Source organism: Calidifontibacter indicus, from assembly GCF_003386865.1.
Classification (GTDB): Bacteria; Actinomycetota; Actinomycetes; order Actinomycetales; family Dermatophilaceae; genus Yimella; species Yimella indica.
Genome location: NZ_QTUA01000001.1, coordinates 1349995 through 1371601, shown reverse-complemented (window position 1 = coordinate 1371601; position 21607 = coordinate 1349995). Strand labels below are relative to the sequence as shown.

At 69.7% G+C, this 21607-nt stretch carries 20 protein-coding genes; 4 read left to right on the top strand and 16 right to left on the bottom strand.

The genetic code is table 11. The annotated features are described in order from the left end of the window. Positions 1 to 336: 336 nt before the first annotated feature. Complete coding sequence (locus tag DFJ65_RS06565; protein WP_115921782.1) at positions 337 to 1758, bottom strand: IS1380 family transposase; 1422 nt, start codon at positions 1756 to 1758, stop codon at positions 337 to 339. A 136-nt stretch (positions 1759 to 1894) separates the two neighbouring features. On the opposite strand from DFJ65_RS06565, the gene DFJ65_RS06560 reads away from it, so the two are divergent. Continuing rightward, on the top strand, positions 1895 to 3352 hold the full coding sequence (locus tag DFJ65_RS06560; RefSeq protein ID WP_115922333.1) for a COG1361 family protein: 1458 nt from the start codon (positions 1895 to 1897) through the stop codon (positions 3350 to 3352). Between the two features lie 72 nt (positions 3353 to 3424). Here DFJ65_RS06560 and guaB read toward each other — a convergent pair whose 3' ends face one another. From guaB to groES, 5 genes are all read right to left on the bottom strand, one after another. Then, entirely contained in the window at positions 3425 to 4951 is a 1527-nt protein-coding gene (gene guaB, locus DFJ65_RS06555) for an IMP dehydrogenase (RefSeq protein WP_115922332.1), read from the bottom strand. 31 nt (positions 4952 to 4982) lie between these two features. Next, positions 4983 to 6071: a hypothetical protein gene (locus tag DFJ65_RS17395; protein WP_170144009.1), complete on the bottom strand. Its 1089-nt coding sequence runs from the start codon at positions 6069 to 6071 to the stop codon at positions 4983 to 4985. Further along, on the bottom strand, positions 6068 to 6646 hold the full coding sequence (gene shbA / locus DFJ65_RS06540) for an RNA polymerase sigma factor ShbA (RefSeq protein ID WP_115922329.1): 579 nt from the start codon (positions 6644 to 6646) through the stop codon (positions 6068 to 6070). The genes DFJ65_RS17395 and shbA overlap by 4 nt, the downstream gene beginning before the upstream one ends. Positions 6647 to 6958: 312 nt before the next feature. Then, positions 6959 to 8569, bottom strand: coding sequence for a chaperonin GroEL (groL, locus tag DFJ65_RS06535; protein WP_115922328.1), 1611 nt, complete (start codon positions 8567 to 8569; stop codon positions 6959 to 6961). Positions 8570 to 8676: 107 nt separating this feature from the next. Continuing rightward, entirely contained in the window at positions 8677 to 8976 is a 300-nt protein-coding gene (gene groES, locus DFJ65_RS06530) for a co-chaperone GroES (protein ID WP_115924150.1), read from the bottom strand. A gap of 256 nt (positions 8977 to 9232) precedes the next feature. Here groES and DFJ65_RS06525 point away from each other — a divergent pair, with 256 nt between their 5' ends. Together DFJ65_RS06525 and DFJ65_RS06520 are read left to right on the top strand one after the other, a co-directional pair. Next, positions 9233 to 10150, top strand: coding sequence for a metallophosphoesterase (locus DFJ65_RS06525; RefSeq protein ID WP_115924149.1), 918 nt, complete (start codon positions 9233 to 9235; stop codon positions 10148 to 10150). Next, positions 10147 to 11391 carry a THUMP-like domain-containing protein gene (locus tag DFJ65_RS06520; protein WP_115922327.1) on the top strand — a complete coding sequence of 415 codons (1245 nt, stop codon included), beginning with the start codon at positions 10147 to 10149 and terminating at the stop codon, positions 11389 to 11391. Before DFJ65_RS06525 ends, DFJ65_RS06520 begins: the two co-directional genes overlap by 4 nt. On the opposite strand, the gene DFJ65_RS06515 is transcribed toward DFJ65_RS06520, so the two are convergent. Next, a complete protein-coding gene (locus tag DFJ65_RS06515; protein ID WP_147301331.1) occupies positions 11317 to 11697 on the bottom strand; it encodes a hypothetical protein in 381 nt (126 codons plus the stop codon). The genes DFJ65_RS06520 and DFJ65_RS06515 overlap by 75 nt on opposite strands. A 67-nt stretch (positions 11698 to 11764) precedes the next feature. Here DFJ65_RS06515 and DFJ65_RS06510 point away from each other — a divergent pair, with 67 nt between their 5' ends. Beyond that, the gene (locus tag DFJ65_RS06510) at positions 11765 to 12790 is read left to right on the top strand and encodes a glycoside hydrolase family 3 N-terminal domain-containing protein (protein WP_245950059.1); all 1026 of its coding nucleotides are present in this window, start codon (positions 11765 to 11767) and stop codon (positions 12788 to 12790) included. 5 nt (positions 12791 to 12795) lie between these two features. Here the strand turns inward: DFJ65_RS06510 and tsaD are convergent, their stop codons facing one another. From tsaD to glmS, 9 genes are read right to left on the bottom strand one after another with little or no spacing between them, the layout of a single operon-like run. Further along, positions 12796 to 13848 carry a tRNA (adenosine(37)-N6)-threonylcarbamoyltransferase complex transferase subunit TsaD gene (tsaD, locus tag DFJ65_RS06505; RefSeq protein ID WP_115922324.1) on the bottom strand — a complete coding sequence of 351 codons (1053 nt, stop codon included), beginning with the start codon at positions 13846 to 13848 and terminating at the stop codon, positions 12796 to 12798. Beyond that, positions 13845 to 14303 carry a ribosomal protein S18-alanine N-acetyltransferase gene (gene rimI / locus DFJ65_RS06500; RefSeq protein ID WP_245950058.1) on the bottom strand — a complete coding sequence of 153 codons (459 nt, stop codon included), beginning with the start codon at positions 14301 to 14303 and terminating at the stop codon, positions 13845 to 13847. The genes tsaD and rimI overlap by 4 nt, the downstream gene beginning before the upstream one ends. Beyond that, the gene (gene tsaB / locus DFJ65_RS06495; RefSeq protein ID WP_211308379.1) at positions 14300 to 14992 is read right to left on the bottom strand and encodes a tRNA (adenosine(37)-N6)-threonylcarbamoyltransferase complex dimerization subunit type 1 TsaB; all 693 of its coding nucleotides are present in this window, start codon (positions 14990 to 14992) and stop codon (positions 14300 to 14302) included. The genes rimI and tsaB overlap by 4 nt, the downstream gene beginning before the upstream one ends. After that, positions 14989 to 15456 (bottom strand): tRNA (adenosine(37)-N6)-threonylcarbamoyltransferase complex ATPase subunit type 1 TsaE, encoded by a 468-nt coding sequence (tsaE, locus tag DFJ65_RS06490; protein WP_115922323.1) that lies wholly within the window; start codon positions 15454 to 15456, stop codon positions 14989 to 14991. The genes tsaB and tsaE overlap by 4 nt, the downstream gene beginning before the upstream one ends. After that, positions 15453 to 16604: an alpha/beta fold hydrolase gene (locus DFJ65_RS06485; RefSeq protein ID WP_147301330.1), complete on the bottom strand. Its 1152-nt coding sequence runs from the start codon at positions 16602 to 16604 to the stop codon at positions 15453 to 15455. The genes tsaE and DFJ65_RS06485 overlap by 4 nt, the downstream gene beginning before the upstream one ends. Beyond that, entirely contained in the window at positions 16594 to 17754 is a 1161-nt protein-coding gene (gene alr / locus DFJ65_RS06480) for an alanine racemase (protein ID WP_115922321.1), read from the bottom strand. The genes DFJ65_RS06485 and alr overlap by 11 nt, the downstream gene beginning before the upstream one ends. 32 nt (positions 17755 to 17786) lie before the next feature. Then, positions 17787 to 19271, bottom strand: a complete 1485-nt coding sequence (locus DFJ65_RS06475; protein WP_115922319.1) for a bifunctional ADP-dependent NAD(P)H-hydrate dehydratase/NAD(P)H-hydrate epimerase — start codon at positions 19269 to 19271, stop codon at positions 17787 to 17789. Between the two features lie 9 nt (positions 19272 to 19280). Next, a complete protein-coding gene (locus DFJ65_RS06470) occupies positions 19281 to 19691 on the bottom strand; it encodes a holo-ACP synthase (protein ID WP_115922318.1) in 411 nt (136 codons plus the stop codon). 42 nt (positions 19692 to 19733) lie between these two features. Then, positions 19734 to 21587, bottom strand: a complete 1854-nt coding sequence (gene glmS, locus DFJ65_RS06465; protein ID WP_115922317.1) for a glutamine--fructose-6-phosphate transaminase (isomerizing) — start codon at positions 21585 to 21587, stop codon at positions 19734 to 19736. Positions 21588 to 21607: the final 20 nt, after the last annotated feature.

Sequence of the window (21607 nt, the reverse complement as noted above, 5' to 3'; positions counted from 1 at the left end):
GCTGCGCCGTAACGGATTTCGCTGGGATGATTCACTACTGGATATTTCTTGTACCTATCAGTAGTTCCAATCGGTGACCAATCCCGGCAAAAGTGCGACACGGCACTCCCGATTGCGCCATCATCGACGCGGTATGGCCGACAGATATCGGTCGTCGAACCACCTAGCCTCGATCTTTCATCGGGCGGACGTGTGCCGTCGTTGACGGCGTGATCGCCGGTTCTGGTGTCGGTTCTGCCTGATGGGTGTGACAAGTCCCCGCGATGTCGTTCGCGGTGGGCGCCGGTTTCCACGTGGCCGGTAGTCGTGCGGGGTCGTCGGGACGGGTGCCGGTGGTCACCCCGGCGCGGTCGCTGCCGGCGCGGGGTCGTGTAGTCGTTTCCAGGCAGTGATCACGAGGTCGGCGTTTGCTGCGGTTTCCTTGATGTGCAACAGGATTCGGCGACTGTGCCGAGCGATAGCGGCCGGGATCGTGAAGACCCGTAACCGTAGTTTCTTTGGTTCCCAGCGGCGTGCCTCGTGCTCGGCGTCGAACCCGATCAGCTGGGTCCAGGCGATCAGGTCGGCCGCGAGCATCACGATGGCGCACCAAATCTGGTTGGCGGTGAACCCTTTCAGCGGCAAGTTCCGCAGCCCGGTGTCCTTCGCGATCCGGATCCGGTCCTCACACCGCGCCCGCCGCCGGTGCCGCAACTCCAGGTTCGCCAGTTGCCCGCGGGTGGTGTTGGTCGCGAACGCGGTCAACCGGTACCCGTCGACGTCGTCGAACCGCAACTGCGCTCCGGGGTGGGGTCGTTCCCGGCGCACGATGACCCGCATCCCTGCCGGCCAGCCGGACAACAGACCGCGGAACGTGAGCAGGCCGGTCAGTTCGACCACGTCCGCGCCTTCGCGGACCTCGCCATCGGCGTTCAGTGCTGCCTGCCACGCCTTGGCCGGGATCAGCCGGTACAGCTCGGGCAGGCACGCGGGCAGGGTGAACCCGACCGAGTACGAAACACCCCGGCGGGCAAGCCACCTGGTGTACTCCTGGGTTCCGCCGCCGCCGTCGGTGCGGATCAGCACCTTGCGGCCCGGCCGGGCCGGGTTGATCCCGGGCAGCTGTTTGAGCGCGTCCCGGGTGACCTGGATGTGGTCGGCGGCGGTGTTGGAGCCGGCGTTACCCGGCCGCAACTGCATCGCCAATGGTTCACCGGTCCCGTCCGGGCCGTGGTCCACGAACGCACACAACGGGTGGAACCCGAAGCCTTTCTTGAACGTGGGCTTGGCTTCTTCCTTGTCCGAGTGCGCGGTGATCAGCGTGGCGTCCAGGTCCACGATCAACGGATCGGTGGCGGTCACACCGTGGGTCGGTGCGCGCTCACCGGCCAGCGCCCACGCGCGGGCACGGGCGGCACGTCGTGCGGCCGCCACCTGCTTCAACACGCGGTGGGCGTCCGCGGCCAACGCGGTAATCGTGCGAGAGATCGTTGCCTCGGATCCAACCGGTCCGTACACGTCGGCCTCGGACCGGATCACTGCCGCGTCCGCCAGGCAGTCACCGCCGAGCGCCAGCGTCACGGCCAGGTCGGTGAGCACCTTGGCCGGGTGATGCACCGCCGCCGGCTTGCGCCACCCATCCAGAGCCCGCGCCATCGCCGGGGACAGACCCGTCACCTCCGCGGCCGTGGTCAGCAACACCCCGCCCGCCGAACCAGCCGCCGACACCGGTGCCGTGTCGACCTGAACAGACGGGTAGAACCCGGTAGTCTTCTTCACCTGGAAGGTGCTCCTCGAACTGGTTCCGATAGTTGCTTCGCAACACCTATCGTCCCAGGTCAGGAGCACTTTTCAGTTCACAACACGGCCGTCGACACCGACACCCGATGAAATCTCGAGGCTAGGGGAAATCTTCATGCGCCGCTCCATGGCTCTGCTCGCCGTCACGACACTCACCGCACTCACTGGCACGGGCCTCGCCGGCCAGGCCACTGCCGACCCCGGCGGCGGCAAGGCGCCTTCGGTGCCGCATCGCGTCGCCGTTTCCGGTGGCAACTCGCTGCTGGGCATCAACACCGGCAGCGACGGGTTCTTCAACCTGGGCGCCAACCCCGGCTCGAGCAACGCCTACCGCCTGAGCTTCGCCTGGCCGAGTTCGCCGTGGTCGAGCCCGACAACGATCCGGGTCGACGGTGTGAACACGCGGTTCCAGGCAGCCTCCGTCGTCACCTCCGCAGTCGGCGGCGGCAGCCAGTCGGTCGCCACGATCAACGGCATCGAGGTCACCCAGCGCGTTACACCGATGGTGAGCCCGACGACGGGTCGTGCCAACACGGCGCTGATCAGCTACACCTTGAAGAACGTCAGCACCACCACGAAGTCTGTCGGCGCCCGCGCGCTGATGGACACGATGATCGGCGACAACGACGGCGCTCCGTTCCGGGTGCCGGGCGTCGGCCCGGTGACCAACGAGAACACCTGGTCTGGCGCCGCTGTGCCCTCCTCGTTCACCGTCTTCCGAAATCTTGCGAGCACCGACCAGGTCGGTGAGGCGCGTTTCTCCGGTGCCGGCCTCACCCGTCCGAATGTCGTCAAGAGTGCCGAATGGTCCTCCGCGGTCAACAGCGCCTGGGACTACACGACGTCCACCTCACGGCAGATGAACGACACCTCGTTCCTCGTCTACTTCGACCCGACGTCCCTTGCTCCGGGCGCCTCGCGCACCGTCGCCTACGCGTACGGCGTCGGCGATGCCACCGCCAACACCCAGGGCGCCTTGAACGTCGGCCTCACCGGCCCGACCCAGCTGTCGCTCCAGGATTCGAACTACACCCCGAACCCGTTCGATGTGGTGGGCACCATCGCCAACGCCGGCAGCACCAACCTGTCCAACGTGCGGGTGACACTCAATCTGCCGCCTGAGCTCACCTCGAGCTCACCCAACCCGGTCACGGTCGGCACCATCGCCTCCGGAGCCGCCGACCGGCAGGTCACCTGGAACGTGACCGCCGCACCGCAGGCGACGGCCCGCACCGTCACGTACTCGATCACCGTCACCGCCGACGGGGTGGCGGCCAAGACCGTGACCCGCACGGTCCTGCTTCCTGCTGTTCCGGGGGCCACCCAGTCGCCGACGAGCTCCCCGACGAGTTCCCCGACGAGCTCCCCGACGAGCTCCCCGACGAGTTCGACCACGGCAACCTCGACCAGCACGACCACCGGTGGCGTGACCAGCACCGTCACCGGTCCTCCTGTCGTGACGGACGGCCCGTCCGGTGACAACGGCTCGGCCCTCGGGCTGCTCGGTGGTGGCGCCGCCGCGCTGGCACTGGGTGCCGCATACGTCGCCGGACGACTGCGCCGCCGCGACTGAGCGAGGAACCCAGGCGAAGCCGGCCGGCGACCACTTGGTCACCGGCCGGCTTCGTGCGTGAGTCGGACGAACTCAGCGTCCGGCGTAGTTGGGGGCCTCGACGATGCCCTGCACGTCGTGCGGGTGCGATTCCTTCAGACCGGCCGCGGTGATCCGCACGAACCGGCCGCGCTCCTGCAGTTCGGGCACGGTGTTGGCGCCGACGTAGAACATCGACTGGTGCAGACCGCCGATCAGCTGGTGCACGACGGAGCCGAGCGGGCCGCGGTAGGGCACCCGTCCCTCGATGCCTTCGGGCACGAGCTCGTCGTCGGAGGCCACGTCGGCCTGGAAGTAGCGGTCCTTGGAGAACGACTTCTTGCCACGCGAGGCCATCGCGCCGAGCGAACCCATGCCGCGGTAGGTCTTGAACTGCTTGCCGTTGAGGAGCACGAGGTCGCCCGGCGACTCCTCACAACCGGCGAACAGCGAACCGATCATCACCGAGGACGCGCCTGCGACCAGCGCCTTGGCGATGTCGCCGGAGTACTGCAGCCCACCGTCGGCGATGATCGGCACGCCCGCCGCCTTGCCGGCCAGCGCCGCGTCGTAGATCGCGGTCACCTGCGGCACCCCGACCCCGGCGACCACACGGGTCGTGCAGATCGAACCCGGGCCGACACCGACCTTCACCGCGTCGACCCCGGCGTCGATGAGCGCCTGCGCGCCGGCGCGGGTGGCCACGTTGCCGCCGATGATCTGCACGTGTTTGGTGGCCGGGTCGGACTTCAGCTTGCGGATCATGTCGAGCATCAACCGGGCGTGGCCGTTGGCCACGTCGGGCACGAGCACGTCGACGCCGGCCTCGACCAGGCGGGTCGCGCGGTCCCAGGCGTCACCGAAGTAGCCGATCGCCGCGGCCACGAGCAGGCGGCCTTGGTCGTCCTTCGAGGCGTGCGGGAACTGCTCGGACTTCACGAAGTCCTTGACCGTGATCAGACCGGCCAGCCGACCCTCGTCGTCGAGCAACGGCAACCGCTCGCGCTTGTGCTGACGCAGCAACAAGGTGGCGTCCTCACGGCTGATGCCGACCGGGCCGGTGACCAACGGCATCGGCGTCATCATCTCGTGCACCCGCGTGGTCGCCCACAACGCGACGGGCGTGAACCGCAGGTCGCGGTTGGTGATGATGCCGACGAGCTTCTGGTCCTTCTCGACGACGGGCAGACCCGAGACGCGGTACCTGCCGCAGATCTGGTCGAGTTCCTCGAGGGTTGCGTCGGGGCCGATGGTGACCGGGTTGGTGATGATGCCGGTCTGGGTGCGCTTGACCAGGTCAACCTGCTCGGCCTGGTCGCCGATCGACAGGTTGCGGTGCAACACACCGATGCCGCCTTGTCGGGCCATCGCGATCGCCATCCGCGACTCGGTCACGGTGTCCATCGCGGCCGACACCAGCGGCGTGCGCAGACTGATCTCGCGGGTCAGGGCGGAGGTGGTGTCGACCTCGGACGGGATGACGTCGGTCTCGCCCGGCAGCAGGAGAACGTCGTCGTAGGTGAGGCCGAGTTGGCCGAATATCGCAGGTACTTCGTGAACGGTCGGCTCAGCAGGCGTCATTGCCCAATTCTAAAGCCGCCGAGGCAGTGCCTCAGCCCTGGTCCGTTTGGGTGGCCTCGGTGGTGCCGGGCAGGCTCGCGCCGGGGGGCAGCGGCAGCGTGGGCGCCGCAGAAGCAGTGCTGTCGGTGCTGGTGATGCCACTGCTCACGCTGCCGGTCACGCTGCCGACGCCGAGGGTGCTCGACGAGGGCTCGCCGGTGCGCGACGGCGTCTGCGTCGGGCGGTTGGTGTTCGTCGGGCGGTTGGTGTTCGTCGGGCGCGCACGGTGCGTCGTGGTGCTGGTCGACGCGTCCGTCGTCGCACGGGGCGTCGCCGTCGTCGGCTTGGTCGACGACGGATCGGACGTCGTCGGGGTCGTCGTGCGGGTGGTCGTCGTGGCGGACGGCGTCTTGGTCGTCTTCGTGCTCGACGCGTTGTCCTTGGTCGTGCCCGTGGCGGCGGGCGGCGTTGCCGACCGGGTGCTTGAGGGCACCGACCCGGTGCCGCGGGTCGTGGCGTCCGACGTGCTGTGCGGCGCCGGCACCCAACGGGTGCCGGTCCAGAGCCACTGGTTCGTGCTGCGCGTGGAGACCCGGGTCGGGTCGTCGCTGCGCGACGCCGAGCCGTCCCGCTCACGCGACGTCCGGTCGGGCCGCTCCGACAACCCCTCGGTGGAATCGGAGGAGTTCGCGGACGAGAAGGGCCGGTCGCCGGACGAGGTCGATCCGACACGGCTCGTGCTGCTGCTGGTGGCAATCTCGCCGGCGAGTCCGGACGCGGTGGTCGACTGCGGCAGGCCGCTGTTGCCGACGAGCCCCCGGGTGACAGTGCCGAGTTCGCGGAATCCCGGCACCGAGGTGCCGCTCACCGCGGCGGCGACGGAGCTGACCGAGATCGCGGCGATCGCGATACCCGACACGGAGGCGACGCGACGGACGCCCTTCAGCGACAGGCCGCGGCGGGCGTAGCGACCGGTTTGCGCGGCCGAGGGATGGGTCTGCGCCGACGCAGGCACGTGGTCGATCGCGTCGACCCACTGCGCGAGGAGCTTGATCGCCTCGTCGCCGTCGACATCTCGGCGGGAGCCGAGCCCATCGAGCCAGTCGTCGTCGCGTCGGATGTCATCGAGTCGAGGGGTCACGAGTCACGACCGTCCTCGCTCATGAGTTTGCGGAGTTTGGCGAGTGCGCGGTGCTGGGCGACCCGCACCGCGCCGGGAGTCATGTCGAGCGCCGCCGCGGTCTCCTCGGCCGACATGCCGACGGCCACACGCAGGGTGATGATCTCGCGCTGCTGGTCGTTGAGCCGGTCGAGGTAACTGTTGATCTCGGCGCTGCTGTGGGCCTCGAGCGCATGCTGCTCCGGGGTGAGGCCGGTGTCTTCCTGCTCAGGCACCTCGTCGGTCGGAACGGCTCCGCGCATCACGCCGCGCTGGGCGTCGGCGACCTTGTGGGAGGCGATGCGGTAGACGAACGCCTCGAACGGCGCACCCCTGTCGACATAGCGGGGTAGGGCGGCGAGAACGGCCACACACACCTCCTGGGCTACGTCGGCGGCGGCGTCCGAGGTCGCAGAGAATCGCCCGAGCCGCGCTCGGGCATATCGCAGTGCGATCTGATGGACACCGGCCATCAAGGTGGCTGCAGCCGCGTCGTTCCCGGCGCGTGCTTCGGCAGCCAGATCACGCAGGGGGATCTGCGCGTCCGATGGAGACATCGGGCGCTCAGCCCAATTCGTTACAGGTACATGGGCGGCGTTCGAGGAATCTCGCAAGTCGCCCTCCCCCGTATCGATCGTCGGATTTCGTGTCGTTCGTCGCGCTGGTTGCGCCACCGGACGCTCGCTCGCGAGCGCTCACCAGGTTCGTCCGGTGCGCTGTCCAGAGTAAGCACCCGCCCACCCCGACGGTCAAATGCGGCCGGAGCACCTTGTCGGACAGGCTGCCGGAAAGCTGCCGGAAACGCGCGGTGCCCCGGCTCCAGGAGGAACCGGGGCACCGTGCCATCTGGTGATGGTTCGGACGAGAACTCAGTGGGCGTGTCCGTGACCGGCGGCCGCGGGCTCTTCCTCTTCCTTCTTCTCCACTACGAGGGTGTCGGTGGTGAGCACCATCGACGCGATCGAGGCGGCGTTGCGCAGCGCCGAGCGGGTGACCTTGACCGGGTCGATGACACCGGCCTTGATCAGGTCGCCGTACTCACCGGTGGCGGCGTTGAGACCGTTGCCGGCCTCCAGCTCACCGACCTTCGACACCGCGACGTAGCCCTCGAGACCGGCGTTCTCGGCGATCCACCGCAGCGGCTCGGCAGCGGCCTTGCGCACGACGTTGGCACCGGTGGCCTCGTCACCGTCGAGCTCGAGCTTGTCGAGCACGGAGACGGCATGCACCAGCGCGGAACCACCGCCGGCGACGATGCCCTCCTCGATGGCGGCGCGGGTGGCGGAGATGGCGTCCTCGATGCGGTGCTTCTTCTCCTTCAGCTCCACCTCGGTGTGCGCGCCGACCTTGATCACGCAGACACCGCCGGCGAGCTTGGCGAGACGCTCCTGCAGCTTCTCGCGGTCCCAGTCGGACTCGGTGCGCTCGATCTCGGCCTTGAGCTCCTTGACGCGGCCCTCGACGTCGGCGGCCTCACCCTGACCGTCGATGATCGTGGTGTTGTCCTTGGTGACGACGACGCGGCGCGCCTGGCCGAGCACGTCGAGGTCGGCCTGGTCGAGCTTGAGGCCGACCTCCTCGGCGATGACCTGACCGCCGGTGAGGATCGCCATGTCCTGCAGCATCGCCTTGCGACGGTCGCCGAAGCCCGGCGCCTTCACGGCGACGACGTTGAAGGTGCCACGGATCTTGTTGACGACCAGCGTCGACAGGGCCTCACCGTCGATGTCCTCGGCGATGATGACCAGCGGCTTGCCGGCCTGCACGACCTTCTCCAGCAGCGGCAGCACGTCGGCGATGGCCGAGATCTTGCCCTGGTTGATGAGGATGTAGGCGTCCTCCAGGACGGCCTCCATGCGCTCGGGGTCGGTGACGAAGTAGGGCGAGATGTAGCCCTTGTCGAACTGCATGCCTTCGGTGAAGTCGAGCTCGGTGACCGCGGTCGACGACTCCTCGACCGTGATGACGCCGTCCTTGCCGACCTTGTCGAAGGCGTCGGCGATGAGGCCACCGATGGTCGTGTCCTGCGCCGAGAGGGAGGCGACCTGAGCGATCTCGTCCTTGCCGTCGACCTCGCGTGCGTTGGCCAGCAGCTGCTCGTTGACGGCCTCGACGGCCTTGTCCATGCCGCGCTTCACGCCGGCCGGGGAGGCGCCGGCGGCCACGTTGCGCAGGCCTTCCTTGACCATCGCCTGGGCGAGCACGGTCGCGGTGGTGGTGCCGTCACCGGCGATGTCGTTGGTCTTGGTGGCGACCTCCTTGGCGAGCTGCGCGCCGAGGTTCTCGTACGGGTCTTCCAGCTCGACCTCGCGGGCGATCGTCACACCGTCGTTGGTGATCGTGGGGGCGCCCCACTTCTTGTCGATGACGACGTTGCGGCCCTTCGGACCGAGCGTCACCTTGACGGCGTTCGCCAGCGCGTCGACACCGCGCTCGAGCGACTTACGCGCGTCGTCGTTGAACTCCAGGGTCTTTGCCATGGTGTGTGCGATTCCTTACGTCGGAATGTTCGTGAGATTGAACAAGTGCGCCCCGGACGCGGCCCGCGAGGGCGGCGAGCCGGGGCGCCTTGAAGTGGTGCGAGCGATCAGCGCTCGACGATGGCGAGCACGTCGCGCGCCGAGAGGATCAGCAGCTCCTGGCCGCCGTGCTTCACCTCGGTGCCGCCGTACTTGGAGTAGATGACCTTGTCACCGACCTTGATGTCCATGGGGACGCGCTCGTCGCCGTCCTCGTTGAAGCGGCCCGGACCGACGGCGATGACTTCGCCCTCCTGCGGCTTCTCCTTGGCGGTGTCCGGAATGACCAGACCCGAAGCGGTGGTCTGCTCGGCCTCGACGGCCTTCACCACGATGCGGTCCTCGAGCGGCTTGATGTTCACCGACACGGCGGATCCTTTCTTTTCGCCCGCCACCTTCGTGGGTGACGGAAAGTTCGACCCCGTGGCCGCCGGCGCCCTCGGTCTCGGCCGCCGTCGCGGGGGTCGACCAGACTTTCAGGAACCGGCACTGCCACAGGCTGAGTGCCACTGGCGAATCTAGCACTCGATGCGGGCGAGTGCTAACGGGTGTCCGGACCGGGTCTCGCACGCGCGTCGGATGCCGCGAGGTGTCACCCGGTGGGGCGCGCGGCAGGATGGTGTCATGCGCTTCGGACCCGAGCCGACCCACACCATCGCCCACCTCAGCGACCCGCACCTGTTGGCCGACGGACGCCTGCTGCACGCGGCCGTCGACGTCACCGACAACCTGCGCCGCACCCTCGCCCAGGTGGAGTGCACCGGACGTCGGATCGACGCGTTGGTGTTCACCGGCGACCTCACCGATCTGGGCGAACCCGAGGCCTACGCGGTGTTGCGCGACGTCGTCGGTGAGTGCGCCGCGCGCTTGGGTTGCGAGGTGGTCTGGGTGATGGGCAACCACGACGAGCGCGCGCCGTACGCCCGCGGGCTGTTCGACGTCGAGACCGCCGGCCAACCGCAGCCGCCACAAGACCGCGTGTACGACCTTCGGGGCCTGCGCGTGATCGCGCTCGACAGCACGGTCGACGGCTACCACCACGGCGGGCTCGACCCCGACCAGATCGCCTGGCTGCGCAACGAATTGGCGCAGTCGGCCGAGCACGGCTCCCTGCTCGCACTGCACCACCCGCCGCTGGTGAGCGCGGTCGACCTGATGAACGTCATCGGTCTGGACGACCAGGACGAGTTCGCCGACGCGATCGCCGGCACCGACGTGCGCGGCATCCTCGCCGGGCACCTGCACCACAGCAGCCACGGCACGTTCGCCGGCGTGCCGGTCTCGGTGGCTGCCGCGTCGTGCTACTCCCTCGACGGCGGTGCGCCCGACGGCACACTGATCGGCGTCGACGGCCGGCAGGGATTCGACCTGGTCGACGTGTACCCCCACGGCCTGGTGCACACGCACATCCCGCTCGGGTCTCCCCCGACGATCAGCGGGTTCGGCGTCGAGGTGGAGGACGCGCTGGCCGCGCTCGACCCGGTCGCGCGCCGGGAGGCGTTCTCCAGCAAGAGTTCCACCTGGAAGCCGCCCGCACAGTGAGAGGCGCCGAGACGAACGCCGAGACGAACGCCGGAGCCCCCGGAGCCGACAGCGTCCGTCGTCTGCTGTCCGACGACGGACGCCGGTTGCTCGCCCAGCTGCCGCCGTACGACCCCGATCGCGTGCTTTCGGTGACCGACAGACTCCGCGCGGACGGTCACGCCCCCGACCTCGTCGCCGCCGCACTCACCCAGTCGGCGCTGCGGGCGAAGGCCACCGCGAAGTTCGGTGCCGCTGCGGCCGGGATGTTCTTCACCGCCGACGGCCTGGAGCAGGCCACCCGTCCGCAGATCGCGGCCGGCCATGCGCAGCGGTTCGTCGACGCCGAGGTCGACACGGTCTTCGACCTGGGGTGCGGAATCGGTTCGGACGCCGAGGCGTTCGCGGCCGCCGGACTGCGAGTGCATGCGGTCGACCTCGACCCGGCGACCGCGGCGATCGCCGCCGCGAACGCGCCGTCCGCGGTGGTGGAGGTCGCCGATGCCACGACCGTTTCGATCCCGTCCGATGCTGCGGTGTGGCTCGATCCGGCGCGCCGCACCCGGGGTGTCGCCGATGTCACCGGCCGCACCCGGCGCACCTTCCGACTCGACGAACTGCTTCCTTCGTGGGAGTTCGTCACCGCGCTCGGTGCTTCCGGACGCGCGGTCGGCACCAAGCTCAGCCCGTCGTTCCCGCTGTCGGCGTTGCCGCCGGAGGCCAGCGCGCAGTGGGTGTCGTACGGCGGGGAGGTGTTGGAGTGCGCGGTGTGGTTCGGCCCGCTCGCCGACGCACACCGGGTCAGCGCGAGGCTCGTCGATGCCTCTTCTGCGAGCAATGACGTTGTCGTGCACACCGATTCCGTTGCGCCGTCGGCCGATTCGATCGACGACGTCGACACCTACCTCTACGAGGCCGACCGCGCCGTCGTGCGCGCCGGGGTCACCGCCGCGCTGACCGACGCGGTCGGTGGGGTCGAGTTGTCGCCCGGGTTGGGGCACGTCAGCACCGACCAGCGGATCGACGTCGGGTTCGCGCGGCGGTTCCGGGTGCTCGAAACCATGCCGTTCAACCAGAAGGCACTGCGGAGTTGGTTGCGGCTCAGGCGCATCGGACGGGTCACCGTCAAGAAGCGCGGCGTCACCTTCGACGATGCCACCTTCCGCCGCGACCTGAAGCTCAAGGGGTCAGACCACGCGCTGCTCCTGGTCACCCGTCTCGCCGAAACGCAGGTGGTGCTGGTGCTCGACCCCGACGACTGACCTGTCCCGAGTGTTCGGGACCGCCGCCCGGGCCGACGACGCCGCGGTGGCCGGCCGCGAGCGCTTAGCCTTGGTCGCGATGCGATTCCGTGCCGCTGCAGTCATGCTCACCGTCACCACCCTCGTCGGGTGCTCCGGCGGGTCCTCGTCGACCTCACAGACCTCCGGCCGTGCCGGAACGTCGGCGAGCTCGGCGAGCTCGGGAACGACCGGCGCGAGCCCGTCGGGCGGCACCAGCACCACCGGAGCGTCCTCGACGGCCTCGCCGAGCGGCTCCAGCGGGTCGAGCGGGTCCAACTCAGCCACCGGCACAACCTCCTCCACCGGCACAGATCCGACGACCGCCTCGTGCATCGATGCCCTGGCCGCCCGGATGACGCCTGCCCAGCGCGCCGGACAGTTGATCATGGTCGGTCTCGATCGCAGCATGTCGGCGTCGTCGCTCGACGCGATGATCGCGCAGCACCACATCGGCAACATGTTCTTCATCGGCGGCTGGCGCGATGCCGCGACGGTGCGGCAGGCCACCGCCCACGTGCAAGCGCAGGTGTCGCCCACCAGCACCGCCGGGGTGCGTTTCCTCGTCGCCGCCGACCAGGAGGGAGGGCAGGTGCAGCAACTGAAGGGGGCCGGGTTCACCCCGCTCCCGTCGGCCCTGCAGCAGGGTTCGATGTCTGCCGCCGACCGTGCCCGCATCGCCGCGACGATCGCCACCGAACTCAAGGCGGTCGGCGTCAACCTCGACCTCGCGCCGGTGGCCGACACGGTGCCGCCCGACAACCCCCGCTCCAACGAGCCGATCGGACGATGGGGCCGGCAGTACGCGAACGACCCGACCAAGGCGGCCACCGCGGTCTCCGAGGTCGTCCGCACCATGCAGGCCGGTGGCCTGCAGACCGCGCTGAAACACTTCCCGGGCCTCGGCCGGGTGACCGGCAACACCGACTTCACCTCCGCAGGCATCGTCGACTCGACGACGACCGCCGACGACCAGTACCTCGACCCGTTCGCTGCCGGCATCGCGTCCGGCAGCGGCGTGGTGATGATGTCGTCGGCGTACTACTCGCGGATGGACCCCGCGAACCAGGCCGTCTACTCCCCCACGATCATCGGCACCGTGCTGCGCGGCAAGCTCGGCTTCAGCGGTGTCGTCGTCAGTGACGACCTGAATGCCGTTGCGGTGCGGGGCGTCCCGGCCGGCGAGCGGGCGGTGCGTTTCGTGCGGGCGGGCGGCGACATCGCGCTCACCGGTCTCGCGTCGGCCGCACCCGTGATGGCCCGGGCTCTGGTCACGCAGGCCGCGAACGATCCCGCGTTCGCGGCGAAGGTCGACGCGTCGGTGAAGCGCGTGCTCACCATCAAGACCCGGGCCGGCCTGACGTCCTGCTCGGCGGGCTGACCGGGTCAGCGCGCCGGCACGTGCACCTGGGAGACCGGCAGTGAGGAGTCGGTGCCGAGCCGCAGGTCGGACGGCGCGAGGCCCCGGTCGACGACCTGCGCGCCGAGGGCGGCAACCATCGCACCGTTGTCGGTGCACAGTCGCACCTGCGGCACGCGCAGGCTGATTCCCGCTTCGGCACAACGCTCCCCAGCCATCTCGCGCAGCTGGGTGTTGGCCGTCACCCCGCCGCCGATCTGAAGGTCGTTGATGCCGTACTCCTGGCACGCGTCGATGGCCTTGGCGGTCAGCACGTCGGCCACGGCCGCCGAGAAGCTCGCCGCCACGTCGTTCAGCGGCACGTCGAGGCCGTCCTGCTGGCGCTGCTGCACCCAACGGACGACCGCCGTCTTCAGTCCGGAGAAGGAGAAGTCGAACCGGTGCTTGTCCATGTCCCGTGCCGAGGTGAGCCCGCGCGGGAAGCGGATGGCCGTCGGATCTCCTTGTTGGGCAAGCAGATCGAGGTGTTTGCCGCCCGGGTAGGGCAGACCGAGCACGCGGGCCACCTTGTCGTAGGCCTCACCCGCGGCGTCGTCGATGGTGCGGCCGAGGGCCGTGACATCGGTGGCGATGTCACGCACCAGCAACAGGTCGGTGTGTCCACCGGAGACGAGCAACGCGATGGTCGGCTCCGGCAACGGCCCGTGATCGAGCACGTCGGCGCACACGTGCGCGCACAGGTGGTTGACGCCGTACAGCGGCTTGTCGAGCGCCCACGCCACGGCCTTGGCGGCCGACACCCCGACCATCAGCGCTCCGGCGAGACCGGGCCCGCTGGTCACCGAGACCGCGTCGACGTCGCTCAGCCCGAGACCGGCGTCGTCGAGCGCGCGTTCGATGGTCGGGATGATCGCTTCGAGGTGGGCCCTGCTGGCCACCTCGGGCACCACCCCACCGAAGCGCACGTGCTCGTCGACGCTGCTGGCCAGGCTGTCGCCGAGCAGGGTCGTGCCACGCACCAGCGCCACACCGGTCTCGTCGCAGGAACTCTCGATGCCGAGCACCACGGGCTGGCTCATTGCGACTCCTCCTGCAACCTGGCACGCATGATCAGGGCGTCGACTCCCTCGGGTTGGTAGTAACCGCGACGCACACTAATCTGCTCGAAACCGTTGCGTTCGTAGAGTTTTCGGGCCGGGATGTTGTCGTCGCGCACCTCGAGCAGAAGCGCCTCCGCGCCCGCGTCGACGGCCTCCGCGCGCATCCAGCGCAGCAGTTGCCCGGCCAGTCCGGTGCCGCGCCCGCGGGGTTGGACGGCGATCGTCATGACGTCGGCGACGTCGCCCGGGCAGTCGACCCCGGCGTAGCCGAGGATGCCCTCGTCGTCGGTGACGACCCGGTAGCGGCGTTGTGGGCGCCCGGCGAGCTCGGACCACCAGGTGGCCTCGCTCCAGGCTTCGTGTCCGAACAGTTCGACATCGATGCGGGCCAACTCGGCGATATCGGTCCAGCGCATCTCGCGGGTCGCGCTCACGGGCGGCCCCGTCGCTTCCCCTGCAAGGACGTGAGGGCCGACTTCTGACCGGTCGACGGCACCGCGTCGGGCTGGCGCAGGTAGAGCGGTTGGAGCGGCAGCATCGCCTCGCCCGCGGTCAATCCGGCGGCGACGGCCAGACCGAGTTGGGCCGCGTCGACGTCGAGGGTGCCGAGAGCAGGCCCGAAGCTGTCCGGGTAGAGCTGCGCGCCACGTCCGGCGACGGGCAGGCCGCGCACCTCCTCGGGCAGGTCGGCGGGCTTGTGCACGGTGGGGCCGTCGATGCGGCGTCCGCCGGTGTAGCGCGCCCAGTAGACCTCCTTGCGCCGTGCATCCGTCGCAACGACGAAGTCGTCCGGGGCCTCGGCCCCTGCCATCACCTCGTGGGCGATGGCGTCCAGGCTGCACAGACCGTGGGCCGGCCGGCCGAGCACCAGTGCCAGGGTCTCGGCGGTGGCGATGCCGACCCGCAGCCCGGTGAAGGGGCCCGGCCCGACGCCGACCGCGAGGGCGTCGACATCGGAGCGGGCGGCGCCGGTCTCGTCGAAGAGCTCGGCGATGATCGGCATGAGGATCTCGGTGTGTCGGCGCGCATCGACCACCGAACGCGACGCCACCACCCGGTCACCGTCGACGAGGGCAGCCGTCACCGCGCTCGTGGCGGTGTCCATGGCGAGCAGCAGGCTCATCGAGTGACCTCACGGACGATCTCGTGCGCACGTGCTCCGTTGGCCATCAGGGTGATTCGACGCTCCTCGGTCTTCTGGTCGACGTCGATCAGGAGTTCCAGTCGGTCGTCGGTGAGTTCCTCGGCGAGCCCTGCACCCCACTCGACGATCGTCACGGCCGACTCGAGGTCGGAGTCGAGGTCGAGGTCGTCGAGCTCCAGGGCGCCGTCGAGCCGGTAGGCGTCGACGTGCACGAGTTCGGGACCCCCCACCAGCGAGGGATGCACCCGGGCGATGACGAACGTCGGCGAGGTGATCGGCCCGCGCACCTGCAGGCCGTCGGCGATGCCCTGGGTGAGCGTCGTCTTGCCCGCGCCGAGTCCACCGGTCAGGAGCAGCAGGTCACCCGCGCGCAGCAGCGAGCCGAGCCTGCGCCCCCAGTCCTGGGTCTCCTCGCGGGTGCGCAGCAGCACCGACTCGTTCACCGGGCCGCCTTCTGCCGCTCCAGCGGTCCACGCCTGCGCACCCGGAAGTCGGTGACCGTGCGCGGCACCGTCCGCCGCCGCTTCTTCGGCTCCTCGACCGCCCGGCAGGCGCGCTCGGCGAGCGCAACCACCTCGGTGTTGACGATCTCGGGGTGCTCGATCGGCAGCATGTGGCCGGCGTTCTCGACCACGAGGTACTCGGCGTGCGGCATCTTCGCGACCATCACGTCGGCGTGCTCACGCGGCACGATGCGGTCTTGCTCGCCGTGCATGACGAGGGTCTCGATGCCGTCGAAGTCGGCCAGCACGTCGGTGCGCTCGTGGCTGAGCAGGGTCGGCATGAAGGCCGAGATCACCGACATCGGCGTCTCGAAGATCATGTCGGCGGTGTAGCGCACGATCGACATCGGCACGTCGGAACCGAAGGAGTAGCGGTGCACCAGGTAGCTCTCGACGTCCTTGCCCGCTTTGAGGGCGCGGTCGACGACCGACTGACGCGTCGACAGCCTGGCGACCGTTCCGGGGCCGAGCCGGTGCACCGCGGCACCGACCTGCTTGCCCAACCCGAAGTCGATATTGCTGAGCGCACCGGAGCTGGTGCACAGGAAGCCGGCACCGACGACCCGATCCCGCACGAGTTCGGGGAACTGCTCGGCGAGCGCCATCATCGCCATGCCGCCCATCGAGTGGCCGATGAGCACGATCGAGCCTTCCGGCACGCAGTGCGAGATCACTTCGTGCAGGTCGCGGCCGAGCTTGGCGATCGTGTAGCTCGACTCGTCGGCCTGTTCCGACAGTCCGTGGCCGCGGTGGTCCCAGAGCACCACCCGAAAACCTGCTTCCCGCAAGGCTTTTCGCTGGAAGTGCCAGATTCCGTGGTTCTGGGTGTAACCGTGCGACAACACCACGGTGAGCCGCTCGCCGGCCTCGGCCCCCACCGGGTCGTCGATCTCGACGTGCAGCGGAATGGCGTCGCTGATCACGACGTCCTCGTGGTCGGCGACGTCGTCGTACTCGTCGTCCGATCCGAGCTCGATGGCAACCTGTCGGGCCCGCAGCAACCGGTCTGCGGTCACGCCGATGGCGGTGGCAGCACCGGCCGCCAGGATGCCGGCACCCAGGCCGAGCAGGCCTGCGTCATTCGCCATCGCGGTCACCTCCCAGGTAGACCCTCGGCAATCTCGAACTCATCCTGGCGATGATCTCGTAGCTGATCGTGCCGGCCGCCTCCGCCCAGTCCTGGGCGGTCGGGACCCCGGTGGCACTGTCGCCGAAAAGCACCACCTCGTCGCCTGCCGCCGCCTGCGCGTCGCCGATGTCCACGACGAACTGGTCCATGCAGACCCGTCCGGCCACCGCGTAGCGGGCGCCGTTCAGCTGCACCGGGCCGCTGTTCGACGCCGATCGAGGCACCCCGTCGACGTAACCGATCGGCACGTCGACCACCGTGGTGTCCTGCTGGGCGACGTACGTGTGGGCGTAGCTGACGCCCTGCCCGGCCGGGATGCGCTTGACGACCGTGGCGTCGGCCGAGACGGTCATGGCAGGGGTGAGGCCGAAGTCGGCCGGGCTGCCGAGGTCGGGCACCGGCGACAACCCGTAGACCGCGAGGCCCGGTCGCACCATGTCCCAGGCGGCCTGCGGCGTGGTGAGTGTCGCGGCGGAGTTGGACATGTGCCGCACCTCGAGGTCGAAACCGGCGCGCTCACAGTCGCGGACGGCGTCGGCAAAGATCTCCTGCTGCCGCAGCACAGTCGGGTGGGTCGGCGCGTCGGCGAACACGAAGTGGGTGAAGACGCCGGTCACCGCGACCGCGCCCTCGGCGACGTACGGCTTGGCCGCCTCGACCAGTGCGGTCCAGTCAGCGCCGTAGGCACCGTTGCGGGCCAGGCCGGTGTCGACCTTCAGTTGGATGCGGGCGGTGCGTCCGACCCGCCGGGCGGCCTCCGCGACCGCCTCGAGTTCCCAGATAGCCGGCACGCCGAGGTCGATCTGCTCGCGCACCGCCCGGTCGAAGTCGACCCCCGGCGCGTGCAACCAGGAGAGCACCGGCGCCTGCACACCCGCCGCGCGCAACTGGAAGGCCTCGTCGAGTTGGGCGACTCCGAGCCACGTGGCTCCCCCGCCGAGCGCGGCCTTCGCCGACGGCACCAGGCCGTGGCCGTAGGCGTCGCCCTTGACGACGGCCATCACCTGGGCGTTGCCGGCGAACCCCCTCAGCGCGTGGACGTTGGCGCCGATGGCGTCGAGATCGATGGTGACGCGCGCGGGTGCGGTGCCGGCTGAAGAAGAGTGCATAGGCTCCCCATCATCCCATTCCGGACGGTTGTTCAGGTGGAGGTGTCGCGCCGAGCCGCGCCGAGCAGGTCGGCGACCACCCGTCCGGCGCTGCGGGCGACGTCGAGCGCACGCACCGGACCGCCCGGGTTGGCAGCCTCGGCCGCGCCGCCGTGCACCAGCACGCCGAGCGCCGCGGCGATCGGGAGGTCGAGGCCGCCGGCCGCGACCGCCGCGATCAGGCCGGCGAGCACGTCGCCCGATCCGGCGGTGGCCAGCCACGCCGGGCCGGCCGTCTGGCTCACGATCGGAGCACCGCTGTGAGACGGCGGGACGATGACGGTGACCGCACCCTTGAGCAACACGTGCGCGTTCAGTTCGTCCGCGACCGCCCGCGCGCCGCTCACCCCGGTCGTGTCGTCCAGTTCGAGTCGCCGGGCCAGCCGCTGGAGTTCGCCGGCGTGCGGCGTCAGCAGGGTCGCTCCACTGCGAGGGTCGTCGAGCAGGTCGAGCGCACCCGCATCGAGCACGACCGGCAGGTCGCCGTCGAGGATCTCCCCCACCAGTTCCGGGGCCCCGCCGTGGCCGTCCCAGCCCGATCCGAGCAGCCACGCCTGCACCCGCCCGGGGCCGGTGACGATCTCCGGCACGTGCTGCAGCACCAGGTCGGTCGCCCGGGCCGGGCCGATGTAGCGCACCATGCCGACGCCGGCCGTGACCGCCGCGGTCACCCCGAGCACGGCGGCGCCGGGGTACGACTCGCTGCCGGTCACCACGCCCAGCACACCGCGGGAGTACTTGTCGTCGAACGGTCCGGGCACCGGCCACGACGCCGCGACATCGTCGCGCTCGTAGCGCACGACCGCCGGTGAATCGGGCTCGGGCACACCGATATCCACCACGGTCAGCAGTCCGCACGCAGCTTCGGCGGCGGGCAGCAGATGGCACGGTTTGAGCAGGCTGAAGGTCACGGTCTCGTCGGCGAACAGGCAGTCTGCGCCGACCTCCCCCGACGGGTCGACACCCGAGGGCAGGTCGACCGCGATGACGTAGGCGTCGGGTGCGATGAGGTCGGGCAGGTCGCGCAGATGGGCGGGCAGCCCGGGCTTGCCACCGATGCCGACGATGCCGTCGAGCACGAGGGACGCCTCGGCCAACGCTCCCACCGCCGCGTCGGGGGCTGCGCCGGTGCGCCACTCGACCGGCACCACGCCGTCCGCCAACGCCTGCTCGAGCCCGCCGGCGTGCGTGCGGGAGCCGACCAACAGTGCGATGACGTTCAGACCGGCGGACGCGAGCCGGGCGGCCGCGTAGAGCGCGTCACCGCCGTTGTCGCCCGATCCGGCCAGCACCACCACGCGTTCGGCGCCGTTGTCGTCCTCGTCGCCGGCGCCGTCCGCCGGCTGGGAACCCAGGCGCGCCTTGGCCACCTCGGCCAACCCGTACGCCGCCCGCTGCATGAGCTCACCGGGCTCCACCTGCTGCCTGACCGCGTCTTCGGCGGCGCGCACCTGCTCGATGGTGAATGCTCGGATCATGTCGTCCTCCTAGCGCAGTTGCTGCTCGTCCGGGTAAGGCGTCGGCACGTCGGGATGCGCCGGATGCTCCCCTTCGGCCACCACCATCGCAGTGACGAAGTCGCCGTCGTGCGAGATCGACAGGTGGAAGCGGTCCACCCCGAGCGCTTTCGCGCGGGCTGCAACGCTTCCGGTGACCTCGAAATACGGTTGTCCCGCAGCGGTATTGAGCACGCGAGCGTCGGTCCAGGCGAGGTTGCCGGGTGCGCCGAGCGCCTTCGCGATGGCTTCCTTCGCGGCGAACCGCGCGGCGACGGACGAGGGCGCGCCCTCGCGTTCGTCGACGTTGAACAACCGGCGGGCGAGCCCGGGCGTGCGTTCCATCGTGGCCGTGAACCGGCTCACGACCACCAGGTCGACCCCGACCCCGACGACGCTCACTGCCTCAGCCCCGTCCCCGCGCTCAACCCCATCCGTGGGTGGTCACTCGACCGTGACCGACTTCGCGAGGTTGCGCGGCTGGTCGACGTCGAGACCCTTCGCGGTCGACAGTTCGAGCGCGAACACCTGCAGCGGCACGACGGTGAGCAGCGGCTGCAGCAGCGGCGAGGTGTGCGGCACCCGGATGACCTCGTCGGCGAACGGCACGACCGCCTCGTCGCCCTCCTGCGCGATGACCAGGGTGCGCGCGCCGCGGGCCCGGATCTCCTGGATGTTGGAGACCACCTTGCCGTGCAGGCCGTGCGGGGTGTCGGGGCCGGGCACCACGATGAACACCGGCTGGCCGGCGTCGATCAGCGCGATCGGGCCGTGCTTGAGCTCGCCCGCGGCGAAGCCCTCGGCGTGGATGTACGCAAGCTCCTTGAGCTTCAGCGCACCCTCCATCGCGATCGGGAACCCGACCTGGCGGCCGAGGAAGAGCACCGAACGGGTGTCGGCCATGAACCGCGCGATCTCGCGGACGCGGTCCATGCTCCCGAGCAGCGCCTCGATCTTGGCCGGCACACCGTGCAGCTCCGACAGCACCGCCTTGGCGTCCTGCGCGTAGGTGCCGCCGCGCAACTGCGCGAGGTAGAGACCGAGCACGTAGCAGGCGGTGATCTGGGCGAGGAACGCCTTGGTCGACGCGACCGCGATCTCCGGGCCGGCGTGGGTGTAGAGCACGGCGTCCGACTCGCGCGGGATGGTCGATCCGTGCGTGTTGCAGATCGAGATCGTGCGCGCACCGAGTTCGCGGGCGTGCTTGACCGCCATGAGCGTGTCCATGGTCTCGCCCGACTGGCTGATCGAGACCACGAGTGTCTTGGCGTCGACGATCGGGTCGCAGTAACGGAACTCGTGGGCGAGGGCGACCTCGACCGGGATGCGGGTCCAGTGCTCGATCGCGTACTTCGCAACCATGCCGGCGTAGGCCGCGGTGCCGCAGGCGACGATCGTGATGCGGTCGATGCTCTTGAGCTCGTCCTCATCGATCCGCAGCTCGTCGAGCACCAGCTCACCGGCGTCGTTGGTGCGCCCGAGCAGGGTGTCGGCGACGGCGTGCGGCTGCTCGCTGATCTCCTTCTCCATGAAGGTGTCGTAGCCACCCTTCTCGGCGGCCGCGGCGTCCCAGGTGACCTCGAAACGCTTGCCCTCGGCGGCCGAGCCGTCGAAGTTGATGACCTCGACGGAGTCGGGGGTGATCGTGGCGATCTGGTCCTGCTCCATCTCCATCGCGTGCTTGGTGTGGCCGATGAACGCGGCGACGTCGGAACCGAGGAAGTTCTCGCCCTCACCCAGGCCGACGACGAGCGGGCTGTTGCGGCGGGCACCGACGACCACGCCGGGCTGGTCGGCGTGCACCGCGAGCAGGGTGAACGCACCCTCCAGCCGCTGCACGACGCGCCGCATCGACTCGGTGAGGTCGCCGTCGTACTCCTTGGCGAGCAGCTGCGCGACCACCTCGGTGTCGGTCTCGCTGGCGAACTCGACTCCCTCGCCGATGAGTTCGTTCTTCAGGCTGTGGAAGTTCTCGATGATGCCGTTGTGGATCAGTGCGAGCTTGCCGTCGGTGCCACCGCGGTGCGGGTGGGCGTTCTGGTCGGTCGGGCCGCCGTGGGTGGCCCAGCGGGTGTGCCCGATCGCGGTGCGGGACGGCGACATCGGGTGTGCCTCGATCTCGGCGAGCAGGTTGGCGAGCTTGCCCGAACGCTTGCGCACCTCGACCGACTCGCCACAGACCATCGCGACACCGGCGGAGTCGTAGCCGCGGTACTCCAGCCGGGCAAGGCCCTCGAGCGCGACATCGAGGGCCGTCCGGCCCTCGTTCTTACCGACGTATCCGACGATTCCACACATGGCCGACAGCCTAGAGCCTC

Excerpts from the sequence above, each read along its gene's own strand:
- groL (WP_115922328.1), bottom strand. The coding sequence starts at position 8,569 with ATGGCAAAGACCCTGGAGTTCAACGACGACGCGCGTAAGTCGCTCGAG.
- tsaD (WP_115922324.1), bottom strand. The coding sequence starts at position 13,848 with ATGAGCCAGCCCGTGGTGCTCGGCATCGAGAGTTCCTGCGACGAGACC.
- DFJ65_RS06525 (WP_115924149.1), top strand. The coding sequence starts at position 9,233 with ATGCGCTTCGGACCCGAGCCGACCCACACCATCGCCCACCTCAGCGAC.
- DFJ65_RS06485 (WP_147301330.1), bottom strand. The coding sequence starts at position 16,604 with ATGGCGAATGACGCAGGCCTGCTCGGCCTGGGTGCCGGCATCCTGGCG.
- alr (WP_115922321.1), bottom strand. The coding sequence starts at position 17,754 with ATGCACTCTTCTTCAGCCGGCACCGCACCCGCGCGCGTCACCATCGAT.
- glmS (WP_115922317.1), bottom strand. The coding sequence starts at position 21,587 with ATGTGTGGAATCGTCGGATACGTCGGTAAGAACGAGGGCCGGACGGCC.
- guaB (WP_115922332.1), bottom strand. The coding sequence starts at position 4,951 with ATGACGCCTGCTGAGCCGACCGTTCACGAAGTACCTGCGATATTCGGC.
- shbA (WP_115922329.1), bottom strand. The coding sequence starts at position 6,646 with ATGTCTCCATCGGACGCGCAGATCCCCCTGCGTGATCTGGCTGCCGAA.
- DFJ65_RS06475 (WP_115922319.1), bottom strand. The coding sequence starts at position 19,271 with ATGATCCGAGCATTCACCATCGAGCAGGTGCGCGCCGCCGAAGACGCG.
- DFJ65_RS06560 (WP_115922333.1), top strand. The coding sequence starts at position 1,895 with ATGCGCCGCTCCATGGCTCTGCTCGCCGTCACGACACTCACCGCACTC.
- DFJ65_RS06510 (WP_245950059.1), top strand. The coding sequence starts at position 11,765 with ATGACGCCTGCCCAGCGCGCCGGACAGTTGATCATGGTCGGTCTCGAT.
- tsaB (WP_211308379.1), bottom strand. The coding sequence starts at position 14,992 with ATGAGCCTGCTGCTCGCCATGGACACCGCCACGAGCGCGGTGACGGCT.